Raw genomic sequence first — 14,156 nt, forward strand, 5'->3', positions numbered from 1 at the left:
ATTCAATTAATCTAATAATCCAAACTGAGCAAAATGATGATTGAGATGCTTAACGTTTAATAAATCCCACTCAAATTTGTTCATTTCTCCAAAAACAGCATTTTTAGTAATCGCATCAGGATTCTCTTTAAAATACAAATCGAATGCATCCATAGCTTCTAACAACTTAAACTTTGCTGTTGCCAAATCCTCATAAGCTAAATCTTCCAAAACGCCTTCTTTCATTAAAGGATGATTATGACCTTTAGGCATTGGCTTATGATTGTAAACCATTTCCTGAACTTTCTCCAAATATTTCTCTGGTGTTGCTATTTCAAAATCTTGAATCTCTCCAGCACCAATTCGAATTGTTTTTTCTACATGTTCTAACATATGTTGTGGAGTCATCATCCCCCATTTAGGTTTAGCGTCTTCTGTTAGCTGAGCTAAATATCCTTCAATATTTGAACGATTTACTTGTATAAATGGTGATTTCTTTTGTACCATCGTTAAAATTGTGGCTATTGCAGTTAATTCATCTTCTTGATCAAATACCTCAACAAACCATTTTACAATTCCGCTTGGAAGTTCTTTACCACGATGATCACGATCTATTTTCTGCTTACAAGTTAATCTAACATATACTGTATCATTATGATAGATAGGACGTAAAAATCTACATTCTTCTAATCCATAATTAGCTGCCACAGGTCCTTTATTAGGATATACAAATAATCCAGCCGCTGCTGCTAGAATAAAGTATCCATGAGCAGTACGCTTTTCGAAAATACTTCCTTCTAAAGAAGTGATATCTGTATGGGCATAAAAATGATCCCACGTCAGGTTTCCAAAATTTATAATATCTGTATCGGTTACTGTACGCTTATGTGTTTTGAGTGACATTCCTGGTTCGATATCTTCCCAATGATAGGCAAAAGGATGCTTGTCCGACTCTTTATACTTTGAGTTTGCCTGATAAATCCCAGTGACTTCTGTTAAAGTTGTTGGTGTTCCTTGTATTGCGCATCGTTGCATATAGTGTTTAATTCCACGCATTCCTCCCATTTCTTCTCCTCCTCCAGCTCTTCCTGGTCCTCCATGCGTAAGCATCGGTAATGGTGAACCATGTCCTGTACTTTGCTTCGCATTTTCTCTATTACCAATCAAAATACGTCCGTGATGAGAAGCTGCTCCTACTACATATTCTTTAGCTATCCGATCATCATATGTAAATATAGAGGACACTAAAGATCCTTTACCCATCTGGGATAAAGTGATTGCATCTTCTAATGTATCGTAAGGCATTATTGTTGATACTGGTCCAAAAGCCTCGATTTCATGAACACCTGTGTGCTGGAACGGATTGTCTTGTCTCATCAAAATTGGACTCACAAATGCTCCTTTTTTAGCATCTGCGCCAACCGTTTCGATTTTATCTAGATCACCATATACAATCTGTGCTGTTTTTGCAATCTCTGTAACGTTATTCCTAAAACTTTCTACTTGTTGTTTACTTGCCAATGCTCCCATTCGAACTTCCTTCAATCGTGGATCTCCAATGGTTACTTTATCTAATTGTTTTCCTAAAGCTATTTGTACATCTTCCACCAATTTTGATGGCACAATAATTCTACGGATAGCTGTACATTTCTGACCTGTTTTAACGGTCATTTCTTTTCGAACTTCTTTAACAAATAAATCAAATTCTGGAGTTCCAGGTATCGCATCTTCTCCCAGAACACAAGCATTTAACGAATCTGCTTCCATTGTGAACGGCACAGATTCTTCTATCAATCTAGGATGTGCTTTTAAGATTTTTCCGGTATGTGCGGAACCTGTAAAAGTTACTACATCCTGAGATTCCACTGTGTCTAATATATTCTTAGTCATTCCGCTCAGTAATTGTAAAGACCCTTCTGGTAATATTCCAGAGTCTACAATAACTCTTACTACAGCTTCTGTTAAGTAAGCTGTTTGTGGAGCTGGTAATACAACTGCTGGCATTCCTGCCATCCAATTCACAGCACATTTTTCTAGCATTCCCCATATTGGAAAATTAAATGCATTAATATGCACGGCTACTCCTCTTTTAGGAACTAAAATGTGATGCGCCATAAATCTTCCTCCTCGCGAAAGATCAATTGGATCTCCTTCTACGTGGTATGATTGATTCGGAAATAATTTACGTAAAGATGCATTAGCAAAAAGGTTCCCAAAACCACCTTCAATATCAATCCAACTATCAATGCGTGTTGCTCCAGATCTAAAACTTAATTCATAAAATTGTTCTTTTCTTTTGGTCAGATATAATGCTAACGACTTAAGCATATTTCCACGTTCCTGAAAAGTCATTTTCCTTAGTACTTCTCCTCCTTTAGTTCTTCCATATTGTAAAACTTCAGGAATATCTAATCCTTGGGTTGTTGACAATCCAATAGGATCTCCTGTAACGGCATCGTGCATTACTAATCCATCTCCTGAACCAGTTACCCATTTTCCGTTTATGTAGCTTTCTAGTGTTTTCATAAATTAGAGATTTGAGTTTTCTATTACGCAAGCATATCCTTGTCCGACACCTACACACATAGTAATTAGTGCATATCGTTTATTTTGTTGTTGTAATTCTAAAGCAGCTGAATACGCGATTCTGGTTCCTGTTACTCCAAGCGGATGTCCAATTGCGATAGATCCTCCATTAGGATTAATTCTAGGATCATCATCTTTTAATCCCCATTCTCTTATACATGCTAGCGCTTGGGAAGCAAACGCTTCATTTAATTCAATTACATCAATATCATCCATGGTAATCCCAGCTTTTTCTAATGCCTTATTAGACGCCTGTACTGGTCCTATTCCCATAATTCTTGGTTCTACTCCTACAACCGCTGAACTTACAATTCGAGCAATTGGATTTAGGTTATATTTTTTAACAGCATCTTCTGAGGCTATTATTGTTGCCGCTGCTCCATCATTTAGTCCAGATGCATTTCCTGCAGTTACACTTCCTTCTTTTTTGAAAGCCGGACGTAATTTGCCTAATATTTCCTTGGTTGTCCCTGCTTTTATAAATTCATCCTGAGAAAATTGAATTGGATCTTTTTTTCTTTGTGGAATCTTGACAGTCGTAATTTCTTTTGCCAATCTTCCTGATTCTTGCGCTTTAGTCGCTTTCATCTGACTCCAATAAGCAAAAGCATCTTGATCCTCACGTGATATATTATATTTTTCTACTAAATTTTCAGCAGTAGTTCCCATTCCATCAGTTCCATATAGCTCGTGCATTTTTTTGTTTACAAAGCGCCACCCAAAACTAGAATCATACATCTTAGAATCATTTCCAAAAGCTGATGAAGGCTTGGCGATTACGTATGGGCCACGCGTCATATTCTCTACTCCACCGGATATAAAAAGATCTCCATCTCCTGCTTTAATTGCGCGATTAGCTTGAACAATTGCTGATAAACCGGAACTACATAAACGATTAATTGTTTCACCAGGAACGGTAAATGGTAATCCTGCTAACAATAAAGACATTCTTGCTACATTACGATTATCTTCTCCTGCTTGATTCGCACAGCCCATAATCACATCATCATAAGCTTCTTTAGGAATATTAGGGTTTTTTTCTACCAATTCTTTAATTACCAAAGCTCCCAAATCATCTGTTCTAACAGCAGATAATGTTCCCTTATAACTTCCTATGGGAGTTCGAACTCCATCTATTATATATGCTTCTTTCATGTTTAGTCTCTGAGTATGTGAGTTTTTGAGTATAAAAATATTATTTCTTAAGCTTCGCTGTTATTACTGATTTTTCTATCAGTGGCAAGTATTTAGATGCTTCTTTTTCCATAAAATAGGACGATATCATGATGGTTTTTTCACCAGCTGGTAATGCATGCATCATCATGATCATTTTATCACCCACCTCATCTGTAGTCATTGACTTTTGGACAAGCACTTTTCTACCTTCAAGTTCAGTTTCTTCTATTCCTAAAGAAGTCACCCCGTTTTGTTCTTCGGGCTCATTCATCATTTTTTCTTTAAAAGTATCATAAGGTTGCGGTGCTAACATTTTCATTATACCTGCAGACATATCCTCATTTGCTCGGTTTGTTCCATTATCAACCACAAATACCGTTTCATCTATTTCCATCGCTATTTGGTCACTAAAAATATCCCCCATAGCATTCTCAACTTCCTCTGCTATTTCTTCTTTCGTTTCTGAAACGATTGGCTCAGTTCCCTCCAAAGTTTCTGTTTTTGATTTGGGATCCTTCCCACAGGAAACAATCGATAAAAATAATATTGCTATTAAAAATGCTCTCATTAGTTTATGCTCGTTAGCTTTAGTACTTAATTTTTATTCCCAATCCTTATTGGTTCTATATACGACTCCTTTAAAAAGTGCCACCATTTGTTCTCCTCGTTTTACTTCTACGATATTAAATCCAATTTTGGTTTTTACGATATCAGTCACTGCTTCTGCGGTGAGATAATCTCCTTCTTCTAATGCTTCTATATGATTAATCGATGTTTCTATCGAAACAGCGTATTTACCGTGGGTATTTGCTGAAAAGCCAAATGCTGTATCTGCCAAGCTGTATGATATTCCTCCGTGAGCTTTACCCATACTATTCAGCATCTCTTTTCGGATTGTCATTCCCACTTTACATCTTCCTTTTTCTACCTCTAAAACCTCTATACCCAACCACTGACTAAAAGCATCTTGGCTAAGCATTTTATGTGGGATAGTTATTGAATCGATCATACTCCAGAATTAGTTATCAGTAATTAATTGAGGGTTAAAAAATGTTTTATTCTCTCGCTCCATTTTTCTTAAAAGTGGACTGCACCTGTACCTATCTTCATGATATTCGTTGTACAGCTTATCTAATTTATTAACACACCAATCGATTCCTTTTTCATCAGCCCAAGAAAGTAATCCTTTTGGATAATTAACCCCTTTAGTCATCGCATTATCAATATCTTCTGCTGAAGCTATATTCCAGAACAATGCATCTGCAGCTTCATTAATTAACATTACTAATACTCTATTATATATATATTGCGAAAGTTCTTCTTTAGATAATGTATCACCTCCATCAGAATTAACGACACTGCCTATATTTTGGGATGTAATTTTTCCTTTTTCATCATAATTGTAATATCCTTTCCCAGATTTTCTTCCTAAATATCCTGCTTCTGATAATCTTTTTTGGGTAAAAGATGGTTTATATCTTGGATCATAATAGAAGGCCGAAAATACCGTTTCGGTAACTGTATAATTAACATCATTACCAATAAAGTCCATCAGTTCAAAAGGTCCCATTCTGAATCCTCCAAGTTCTTTCAAACTAGCATCAATAGTTGTAATATCTGCTAACCCTTCTTCATATATACGAAGTGATTCTCCATAAAAAGGTCTAGCTACACGATTCACGATAAAACCAGGCGTATCCTTAGCAATTGCTACTACTTTTTTCCAATCTTTAATGATATTAACCACTTTGTTTTTCACCTCATTAGAGGTTTGAACTGCAGGAATTACCTCAACTAATTTCATTAAAGGAGCTGGATTGAAAAAGTGAATTCCAATACATCGCTCGGGTTTTAATAATGAAGATGCGATTGAAGCAATGGATAATGATGATGTATTGGAAGCGATAATAGAGTCCTTAGAAATATAACTTTCTAATTCTGAAAACACTTTTTTCTTGATATCTAAATTCTCAATAATTGCTTCAATAGTTAGATCAACATCACTAAGCTCTTTTAGCGTACTTACATAGGAAATATTCCCTTGTATACGTTTCTTTTTTGTTTCATCAATTCTTCCTTTTTCGATTAAACGAGAAAGAATCTTTTCTAATCCAAGTTTACTTTTATCTAAGGCCTCCTGTTTTGTATCAAATACTTTTACAAAACAACCTGCGGTAGCGGCAACTTGTGCAATACCACTTCCCATGGTTCCGGATCCTATTATACCTACAATCATAATTTATTTTCCTTTAAAAACCGGTTTTCTCTTTTCTATAAAAGATTGTACTCCTTCAGCGTAATCTTCACTTTCAGCAGCTTCTATTTGCAAATCAGATTCTATTGCTAATTGATCCTCTAAATTATTAACCATTGATTGATTTAATAATCTTTTTGTCAACCCTAATGCTTTTGTTGGCATTTTAGCAACTTTTAAAGCTAACTTGTTTACTTCTTCTTCAAAAGCTTCTACTTCTAGCACTTTATAAATCATTCCTAATTCTGCTGCTTCTTTTGCAGAAACTTTATCGCCTAACATCATCAAAGCAGATGCTTTTTGGAAACCAATTAATCTAGGCAAAAAGAAAGTTCCTGCACTATCAGGGATTAGTCCAATTTTACTAAATGCCTGAATAAATGATGCTGTTTCTGATGCTACCACTATATCACAGGCCAATGCTAAATTGGCTCCAGCACCAGCAGCAACACCATTTATTGCTGCTATTATTGGTTTTTCAATATTTCTTATTCTTTTTACAATTGGATTGTAATGCTCTTCCAATATTTTTCTAAAACCAGGATTCAATTCTGGGGAAGTAACTTCTTTAAGATCTTGACCTGCACAAAATGCCTTACCACTTCCTGTAAGTACTATTGCTCTTACTTCATTGTTTGATTCACAAGAATCTAAAGTGTCCTGTAACCTTAATGCCATCTCTCTATTGAAACTATTAAATGATTCAGGTCGATTTAATGTTACTTTGGCAATTCCGTTTTGTATTTCTAATTCTACTGAGTTCATAGGCCCTCACCTCAACCCTCTCCTACTTCGACTGCGCTCAGCACAGGCTAGGAGAAGGAGTTTTAGGTTATTTTTTTAAATCTGTTAAACTTTCTATTTTAAAATGTGGATTATAAATTATCCCAATAATATTATTCCAAGGATCTTTTACAGAGGCTACCATCAATTCGCCGCCTACATTTGTTGGTTCTTCATGCGCTACCGATCCTAGCGCTATAAGTTTTTGGTATGTTTTATGAATATCATCTACTCCCCAATATGACAGTACACTATCCGCTTTTTCTTTGACAACCTCTTCTTCTGGCAATAATCCAAGCTCATATCCTCCAATATTAAAACCCACATAAAAGGGTTCATCAAAGTATTGTTTTGTTTCAAAAGCCTTTGCATACCATTCTGCAGCTTTTTTTAAATCACTTACTTTATATATGGTGGTTCTTAATCCTAGCATATCACTTCAAACATTTAAAATAATCAAACGGTTCCAGGCAACTTTCACACTGAAATAATGCCTTACAAGCTGTAGAACCAAATTGACTTATCATTTTTGTACTAGTAGAGCCACATTGAGGGCATTTTACTATCTTTCTATTTCCTAGTAAAGCTTCTTTATCAGCGTCTTCTTCTAATGGAGCCGCTATTCCATATTTCTCCAGAGCATTCCTACCTCTTGGAGTAATCCAATCTGTTGTCCAAGCTGGAGATAGTACTAAGGATACCTTAGCCTCTATATTTTCTTTTTTAAAGGCATTAATAATATCATCTCCTATTACGTCCATTGCTGGACATCCACTATATGTTGGTGTAATTTTAATTTGAACAACATTATTAATTACTTGAGCATATCTAACTACTCCCATATCCATAATAGATAACACTGGAATTTCCGGATCACTAACTTTCTCGAGAATCGAGTATAACTTGGGATCAATATGTTGTTCTAGTTCAATTGTCATTTTGTATTTAAATATAAATCCCGAAACAGTTCTTAGGTATGTTCAGGATGACAATAGCCATAATTTGTTACCATTTCATATTAGGATATGTACGCTGCATATACTGTAAATCAGATAGCAAGTACCCCATATGTTCGCTATGCACTCCTTCCTTACCTCCTTTTCTAAACCACTTAAGTTCTGGAATTATCAAAGTAGCCTCTTCTAGAGTTTCTTTTACAATTTGGTAATACTTCTCTTTTAAAAGGCTAACATCCACTCCAACACCAAGTTCGACAGCATTTTTATCATATTCCGTAAGTTGAAATAGTTCATCCGTAAATTTCCAAAGATCATTTACTGCTTCCTGAACTTTTTGACGACTTACTTCTGTCCCATCTCCTAATCTCTTTATCCAATCAGAAGAAAAACGTTGATGATAGCTAACTTCTTTTATTGCTTTTTTTGCAATAGCTGAAAGTGTTTCATCTTTACTGTTTTGAAGCTCTTGTAGTAATAACAAATGGAATGCATCATAAAAAAACTGACGTGTAATTATGTATCCAAAATGATTATTTGGTTGTTCTACTAAAAGTACATTCTTATATTGCCTTTCTGTTCTTAGAAAAGCAATATCATCTTCCGAAACTTTTTCTCCAGATAACTGAGCTACATACTGATAATAACTACGAGTTTGTCCTAATAGATCCAATGCCATATTAGTACAAGCTATATCTGTTTCTAAATTTGGTCCATGACCACATAATTCAGAAAGACGTTGTCCTAAAATCAGAGCATTATCAGCAATCCCGTAAATGTATTGTATAAGATTTTCTTTTTTCATGACATTGCCCGCGAAACCGGGTATCTTTAGATTAACTTTAAGTTCTTTTTATGGGTTTCCCGCCTTCGCGAGAAATGTAATTATTGTTACTACAATAATTACATATGTTTTACCTCATCGGGTAATGTATAAAAAGTAGGATGTCTGTATACTTTATCCTGAGCAGGTTCGAACAGTTCTCCATTATTTTCTGGATTAGATGCAGTAATATGCTTAGATTCCACTACCCAAATACTTACTCCTTCACTTCTGCGGGTGTATACATCTCTGGCATTTTCTAATGCCATTTCCTCATCTGCAGCACGTAAACTCCCAAAATGACGATGTTCCAAACCATTTTTACTTCTAACAAAAACTTCCCAAAGTGGCCAATTTTTTTTCATAATCAATGCGCCCTTACCCACAATCTTTCTCATAGTGAGAAATAAGTATATAAGGAATTTATTAAATTGCTTTCTTTATTTTATTATTTTGTTGTTTTTCGGCGTACGCCATGGCAGCATCACGCACCCATTCTCCTTCTTCCCAAGCATTTACTCTTGCTGATAATCTTTCTTTATTACAGGGTCCATGACCTTTAACTACCTGCCAGAATTCATCCCAATCGATTTCACCAAAATCATATTTTTTTGTTTCTTCATTCCATTTTAAATCTGAATCAGGAACAGTTAAACCAATAAGATCAGCTTGAGGGACGGTTTGATCTATAAATTGTTGACGAAGTTCGTCATTAGTTTTACGTTTTAATTTCCATTTCATGGATTGCTCTGTATGCACAGATTCGGCATCCGTAGGACCAAGCATCATTAAAGATGGCCACCACCAACGATTTAATGCATCCTGAGCTAATTCTTTTTGTTCCGGTGTTCCATTGGCCAACGTCATCATAATTTCATATCCTTGACGCTGATGAAAACTTTCCTCTTTACACACACGAATCATGGCTCTGGCATATGGTCCATAAGAAGTACTACATAATGGCACTTGATTTATTATCGCTGCACCATCTACCAGCCAACCAATAGCTCCTATATCCGCCCAAGTTAGTGTAGGATAATTAAAAATACTAGAATACTTAGCTTTCCCAGTATGTAATTGTTCATATAGCTCTTCTCGAGAAATCCCAAGCGTTTCGCAAGCACTATATAGGTATAATCCATGTCCAGCTTCATCTTGCACTTTAGCTAATAATGCTACTTTACGCCTCATAGACGGAGCTCTGGAGATCCAGTTACCTTCTGGTAACATTCCTACAATTTCTGAATGTGCATGTTGTGATATCTGCCTGATATGGGTCTTTCGATATTTTTCAGGCATCCAATCTTTTGGTTCAATTTTTTCATCTCTGGCAATTCTTTGATCAAAGAGTTCTTCCAGATTTTTTATTTCTTTTTCACTCATAATATTTGAGTTTTATTATTCTGAATACAGATTTCAGTATTATTATCAGAATTATAAAAATTCTGATTACACATCAAAATCAACTACTACCTTCTCTGTAGTTGGTACCGCTTGGCAAGACAATACTAGCCCTTTTGCTACTTCATCTTCATCTAGCGCATAATTTATTTTCATCTCTACTTCACCTTCAACTATTCTACACTTACAGGTACTACAGACACCTCCTTTACAAGCAAAAGGGAGATCTGCTCCTGCAGCTAATGCTCCATCTAAGATATTATCATAGTCATCATCCATTCCGAAATGAAATTCCTTACCGCCATCAATTATGGTAACTTCGGTTCCATCGAACTTGTGTTCTATTGCTGTTGCTGCTCTTTTTTTATCTTCTTCAGTAACTCCAGAAAAGAATAGTTCGAAATGAATATTATCCCTGGATAATCCTGCTTCTACTAATTCATCTCTTATTAAGAAAATCATCTCTTCCGGGCCACAAATAAAACATTCATCAACGTCAGAAACATCAATAATTTTATCAGTAAGTTCTTTTAACTTCTCCGAAGTAAATCTCCCATTAAGCAATGGAATATCGCGATGTTCTTTCGTTAGAAGGTAAAATATCTCAAACCTCCCAAAATAGGTGTTTCTTAAAGCCTCAATCTCTTCTTTAAAGATAATAGATTTAACAGTACGATTCAAGTAAAACAGCTTGAATGTGCTATTCGGTTCAAGTGCAAGATGTGTTTTAATTATGGAAAGAATTGGAGTAATTCCACTTCCAGCAGCAAAAACAATATAATTCTTTGCTTTTGTTGTATCTACTTCGGTAAAAAAACTTCCATTCGGCGGTAACACTTCTAACTCATCACCTGCTTTCAATACTTTACAAGCAAAATTAGAGAATAAACCACCGTCTATTCTTTTTACAGCAACTTTCCAAACATCCTCAATAGGACTTGAGTACAAAGAATAGTTACGTCGTACCTCTTCTCCATCAAGTACGGTTTTTAATGTTAAATACTGACCTTGCTTATACGCAAATTCTTCTTTTAACTTTTGAGGTATATCAAAAGTTATCGAAGTACAGTCCTTAGTTTCTCTAAGAACTTCAGCTATTTTAATGGTATGAAAATCACTCATGAAATGCTTTACTATATCGTTATAGTGCAGCAAAACTAACGATTGTTAGTTTCATACACAATTAATTAATTGTTAATTTTAAACCACTCCTTTGAGCAGTACCGATATCATATCTCTTTTAAGAATGTTAGCATCGATATTTTTTTGTTTTGGATACCACAGATATAGCGTTCTAAGAGTTGACAACATAGAAAATACTATAATTTCTATATTATTAGATTTAATCTCATTATCATCCACTCCTTTTTTCACAATCTTTCTGAAGTTACCTTCATAATCCTGACGCATCTTCTCGAAATATAAGAGGTTTTCTTCTTCTAAATGCATCCAGTCATTATTCAACGAAGCTAATCCATCAGCATTTCTCAAAGTGACATCAATATGTAGACTTATGATATTTTCTAATTTTTGAATTGAACTTTTATCAGAACCTACTATTTGATTCATTCCGGTAGTAAATTCTTCAGCAAGTTCAATAATAATAGTAGACAAGATCTCCTGCTTGGACTGAATGTGATTATACAAACTAGCTGCTTTAATACCCATAGCCGTAGCTAAATCTCTCATAGTAACGGCGCTATATCCTTTTTCCTTAAAAAGAATAGCCGCAGCATTTACTATTTCTTGCTTTCTACTTTCTTGTTTCATTGGCAAATGAGTTTGTACTTTTAATTAAATTTAAATTTTCATCTCTATTATGACATACAATCCGAGATTAAAGACTAAAATATAATAAATTTGTTATATTCGAAATAATACCGCATCTCTTTGATGTTTCACTTTAAATCCAGATCATTATGAAATACGTAAGCTTACTTTTAATTTCTCTCACTTTGTTTAGTAATTGCAATAGCACTAAAGAAGTTAATTCCAAGAACGAAGAAATCAAAAATCAATCAGAACCGGAAGGTAAATACATTGTCACTTCGCTTTATGGCAAAGACGTTTCTGAACATAAACTTACTTTAGAATTTGACAAAGCTAATCACAAGCTTTCAGGTTTTTCTGGTTGTAATATATATTATTGCGATTATACGTTATCGGATTCTTCATTATCAATAGGAATGCCAGGAGCTTCAAAAAGATATTGTGAAAAAACTATGGAATTAGAAAAACAGTTTTTCAAAGCTTTATCAGAATTAAAAACTAAAAATATCCAGAAAAGCACTTTAGCTCTAAAAAATGAAAAAGAAGAAGAAATTCTAATTGCAACAAAATCAGAGTAAAGCATCAGATTAAAAAAAGGTTTTGTGAATAATATCCGCAAAACCTTTTTTTATAGTATTATAAAATTACTTCTATTATCTGATTACAACTTTCTTGGTAATCTTTGTGTTTTTTGATGTATCAGTAATTGAGATAAAATACACTCCACTATCATTTGAAGAGATATCCAATACAGAATTTTTATTATCCATTTTCCCTGACCCTACTTGTTGTCCTATTATATTAAAAAGATCATAGGTCAACTTACTTCCTGAGTTATTAGCAACGTTAAACACCCCATCAGATGGGTTAGGATACAATGCAATATCACGATCTAATTCATCATTTTCATCTACACTTAATAATAGTTCCTCAGATAATGAATCTAAAGTAGTTTGCCCTGTATTTGCAGGATCTAACCAATTTGACAACCTTGTACTGTTAGTTGTTCCAAAATCCCATGATATATCAAAACGACCGTACCAATCTTCAGTACCGTTATCATTAGTCCCTGAGCAAGCTGCAAATCCACCAGCTAATTGACCTATAATTCTACCATTAGGATCAAACAATGCAGAACCTGATGAACCTGGTTCTGTAACTCCAAGATCCCAACCTTGATTCGCACCTCCTCCTATAATCCTCCATAGCTCTGTAGTAGGGTTTCCATTAAACGTACGAATAAAGTATTCAGGAGCATTATCATCTCTACACACTTTCATAATATCTCCTGAAGGATGGTGAATCCCTACTGTATAAGAAGGTATAGCTCCTGTTCTATCCCATCCTGCCCATTCTAGGTCCCAAGAATCATCAAGACCTCCGGTAATTTCAATCAATTCAAAATCAGTCTCGCTATTCTGAGCTAAAACTGTAGCTCCACTTGTAGTTTGAAAATAATTACTTGGACCATTATCTGTACTATTAGTAATAGCAGCGCACACATTATTTGTACTAATCCAATTAAACCTAAAAGTCCAATTTGCCTCTCCTCCCGAACAGTGATTTGCTGTTAATAGATAAGGAGCAGCATTATTACTAGTATTATTTATAAGCGTACCCGTACACCAATCACTACCGTTATTAAGAATAAGAGCAACTCCTTTTTTCACATTATCTTTTATTGAATTAAAATCAGCACCTATATCACAATTAACATCTTGATTACAATCTCCAGAATCATTTAATCTTTTTAGATGAGTTTCATAATTAGCAACAGTTCTATATCCATGCACTACAGTACCAATATTTAACTTACTCAATCCTTTTACATTTGAAGGCTCATAAAATTCTATAGTTATCTTTTCTCCATCAGCTATCCAAGTCCCTAAAGATTTATTATCATTATTCATCTTACTAGTATAAGCTCCCAAGACAAAAGATTTGTCATCATTATATAAGTGCACAGAAGCTCCTTCCGCTAAGTCAAATAAATCAAAAATAAAATTTAAGGTATTTGCCCCTTCAGATTTAATGGAAAGTCTCCATATCTGATCCCCATTATTCAATTCTTCAAGGACACCAGAATTATTCATGTTTAAATCAACATCAAACTCATGTCCAAATCTAAACGGTTTAGACCTTATTAAATCATTTACCTTGTCTTCTTCTTGAATTTTCTTAAGATCAAAAGAAGGCATACTTATCGTTGGTATGCTTTTGCTCAGCTTAGAAAATGAGCTTCTCGGAGCCTCGTTTGTAATTTGACTACTAGCAATCATACACCAAAGTATTGCTGCAGTACATAAAATAATTTTTTTCATAATATTTATGTGATCTATTTAAGTTAGTTTTACGTGTTTACTGAATTATTAGAAAGATGTAAATTATACACCTTCCTACAAATAATAACAGGACAACTCGTTAAAAC

15 protein-coding genes are annotated in these 14,156 nt (G+C 34.6%); 1 reads left to right on the plus strand and 14 read right to left on the minus strand.

All coding sequences use genetic code 11. From position 1 onward, the window contains the following. Positions 1-6: 6 nt before the first annotated feature. The 13 genes from paaZ to Q0975_RS05950 all read right to left on the minus strand — a co-directional run bounded on the left by paaZ (position 7) and on the right by Q0975_RS05950 (position 11,728). Complete coding sequence (paaZ, locus tag Q0975_RS05890; protein WP_299434348.1) at positions 7-2,505, minus strand: phenylacetic acid degradation bifunctional protein PaaZ; 2,499 nt, start codon at positions 2,503-2,505, stop codon at positions 7-9. A 3-nt stretch (positions 2,506-2,508) separates the two neighbouring features. After that, positions 2,509-3,720 (minus strand): 3-oxoadipyl-CoA thiolase, encoded by a 1,212-nt coding sequence (gene pcaF / locus Q0975_RS05895; RefSeq protein WP_299434350.1) that lies wholly within the window; start codon positions 3,718-3,720, stop codon positions 2,509-2,511. 40 nt (positions 3,721-3,760) lie between these two features. After that, positions 3,761-4,231 carry a hypothetical protein gene (locus Q0975_RS05900; protein WP_299434352.1) on the minus strand — a complete coding sequence of 157 codons (471 nt, stop codon included), beginning with the start codon at positions 4,229-4,231 and terminating at the stop codon, positions 3,761-3,763. Between the two features lie 111 nt (positions 4,232-4,342). Continuing rightward, a complete protein-coding gene (locus Q0975_RS05905) occupies positions 4,343-4,750 on the minus strand; it encodes a hotdog fold thioesterase (protein ID WP_299434354.1) in 408 nt (135 codons plus the stop codon). A 9-nt stretch (positions 4,751-4,759) separates the two neighbouring features. After that, a complete protein-coding gene (locus Q0975_RS05910; RefSeq protein ID WP_299434356.1) occupies positions 4,760-5,977 on the minus strand; it encodes a 3-hydroxyacyl-CoA dehydrogenase NAD-binding domain-containing protein in 1,218 nt (405 codons plus the stop codon). A 3-nt stretch (positions 5,978-5,980) separates the two neighbouring features. After that, complete coding sequence (locus Q0975_RS05915; protein WP_299434358.1) at positions 5,981-6,760, minus strand: enoyl-CoA hydratase-related protein; 780 nt, start codon at positions 6,758-6,760, stop codon at positions 5,981-5,983. A 67-nt stretch (positions 6,761-6,827) separates the two neighbouring features. Further along, positions 6,828-7,211, minus strand: a complete 384-nt coding sequence (locus Q0975_RS05920) for a VOC family protein (protein ID WP_299434360.1) — start codon at positions 7,209-7,211, stop codon at positions 6,828-6,830. Position 7,212: 1 nt separating this feature from the next. Beyond that, a complete protein-coding gene (gene paaD, locus Q0975_RS05925) occupies positions 7,213-7,716 on the minus strand; it encodes a 1,2-phenylacetyl-CoA epoxidase subunit PaaD (protein ID WP_299434362.1) in 504 nt (167 codons plus the stop codon). Positions 7,717-7,783: 67 nt separating this feature from the next. Then, the gene (gene paaC, locus Q0975_RS05930) at positions 7,784-8,539 is read right to left on the minus strand and encodes a 1,2-phenylacetyl-CoA epoxidase subunit PaaC (protein ID WP_299434364.1); all 756 of its coding nucleotides are present in this window, start codon (positions 8,537-8,539) and stop codon (positions 7,784-7,786) included. 98 nt (positions 8,540-8,637) lie between these two features. Further along, positions 8,638-8,922, minus strand: a complete 285-nt coding sequence (gene paaB, locus Q0975_RS05935) for a 1,2-phenylacetyl-CoA epoxidase subunit PaaB (RefSeq protein ID WP_299435882.1) — start codon at positions 8,920-8,922, stop codon at positions 8,638-8,640. Positions 8,923-8,983: 61 nt separating this feature from the next. Next, positions 8,984-9,940 (minus strand): 1,2-phenylacetyl-CoA epoxidase subunit PaaA, encoded by a 957-nt coding sequence (gene paaA, locus Q0975_RS05940; RefSeq protein ID WP_299434366.1) that lies wholly within the window; start codon positions 9,938-9,940, stop codon positions 8,984-8,986. A 66-nt stretch (positions 9,941-10,006) separates the two neighbouring features. Continuing rightward, entirely contained in the window at positions 10,007-11,080 is a 1,074-nt protein-coding gene (locus Q0975_RS05945) for a 2Fe-2S iron-sulfur cluster-binding protein (protein ID WP_299434368.1), read from the minus strand. Between the two features lie 78 nt (positions 11,081-11,158). Continuing rightward, positions 11,159-11,728, minus strand: coding sequence for a TetR/AcrR family transcriptional regulator (locus Q0975_RS05950; RefSeq protein WP_299434370.1), 570 nt, complete (start codon positions 11,726-11,728; stop codon positions 11,159-11,161). A 149-nt stretch (positions 11,729-11,877) separates the two neighbouring features. On the opposite strand from Q0975_RS05950, the gene Q0975_RS05955 reads away from it, so the two are divergent. Then, complete coding sequence (locus Q0975_RS05955) at positions 11,878-12,306, plus strand: META domain-containing protein (RefSeq protein ID WP_299434372.1); 429 nt, start codon at positions 11,878-11,880, stop codon at positions 12,304-12,306. 75 nt (positions 12,307-12,381) lie between these two features. On the opposite strand, the gene Q0975_RS05960 is transcribed toward Q0975_RS05955, so the two are convergent. Continuing rightward, positions 12,382-14,049 carry a T9SS type A sorting domain-containing protein gene (locus Q0975_RS05960; protein ID WP_299434374.1) on the minus strand — a complete coding sequence of 556 codons (1,668 nt, stop codon included), beginning with the start codon at positions 14,047-14,049 and terminating at the stop codon, positions 12,382-12,384. Positions 14,050-14,156: the final 107 nt, after the last annotated feature.

Source organism: uncultured Aquimarina sp., assembly GCF_947500065.1.
Taxonomy (GTDB): Bacteria; Bacteroidota; Bacteroidia; order Flavobacteriales; family Flavobacteriaceae; genus Aquimarina.

What these genes read in the sequence shown, in the direction of transcription:
- pcaF (WP_299434350.1), bottom strand. Translation starts at nt 3,720, where the DNA reads ATGAAAGAAGCATATATAATAGATGGAGTTCGAACTCCCATAGGAAGT.
- Q0975_RS05950 (WP_299434370.1), bottom strand. Translation starts at nt 11,728, where the DNA reads ATGAAACAAGAAAGTAGAAAGCAAGAAATAGTAAATGCTGCGGCTATT.
- paaA (WP_299434366.1), bottom strand. Translation starts at nt 9,940, where the DNA reads ATGAGTGAAAAAGAAATAAAAAATCTGGAAGAACTCTTTGATCAAAGA.
- Q0975_RS05945 (WP_299434368.1), bottom strand. Translation starts at nt 11,080, where the DNA reads ATGAGTGATTTTCATACCATTAAAATAGCTGAAGTTCTTAGAGAAACT.
- Q0975_RS05910 (WP_299434356.1), bottom strand. Translation starts at nt 5,977, where the DNA reads ATGATTGTAGGTATAATAGGATCCGGAACCATGGGAAGTGGTATTGCA.
- Q0975_RS05905 (WP_299434354.1), bottom strand. Translation starts at nt 4,750, where the DNA reads ATGATCGATTCAATAACTATCCCACATAAAATGCTTAGCCAAGATGCT.
- Q0975_RS05915 (WP_299434358.1), bottom strand. Translation starts at nt 6,760, where the DNA reads ATGAACTCAGTAGAATTAGAAATACAAAACGGAATTGCCAAAGTAACA.
- paaB (WP_299435882.1), bottom strand. Translation starts at nt 8,922, where the DNA reads ATGAAAAAAAATTGGCCACTTTGGGAAGTTTTTGTTAGAAGTAAAAAT.
- Q0975_RS05960 (WP_299434374.1), bottom strand. Translation starts at nt 14,049, where the DNA reads ATGAAAAAAATTATTTTATGTACTGCAGCAATACTTTGGTGTATGATT.
- paaD (WP_299434362.1), bottom strand. Translation starts at nt 7,716, where the DNA reads ATGACAATTGAACTAGAACAACATATTGATCCCAAGTTATACTCGATT.
- Q0975_RS05920 (WP_299434360.1), bottom strand. Translation starts at nt 7,211, where the DNA reads ATGCTAGGATTAAGAACCACCATATATAAAGTAAGTGATTTAAAAAAA.
- paaZ (WP_299434348.1), bottom strand. Translation starts at nt 2,505, where the DNA reads ATGAAAACACTAGAAAGCTACATAAACGGAAAATGGGTAACTGGTTCA.
- Q0975_RS05955 (WP_299434372.1), top strand. Translation starts at nt 11,878, where the DNA reads ATGAAATACGTAAGCTTACTTTTAATTTCTCTCACTTTGTTTAGTAAT.
- paaC (WP_299434364.1), bottom strand. Translation starts at nt 8,539, where the DNA reads ATGAAAAAAGAAAATCTTATACAATACATTTACGGGATTGCTGATAAT.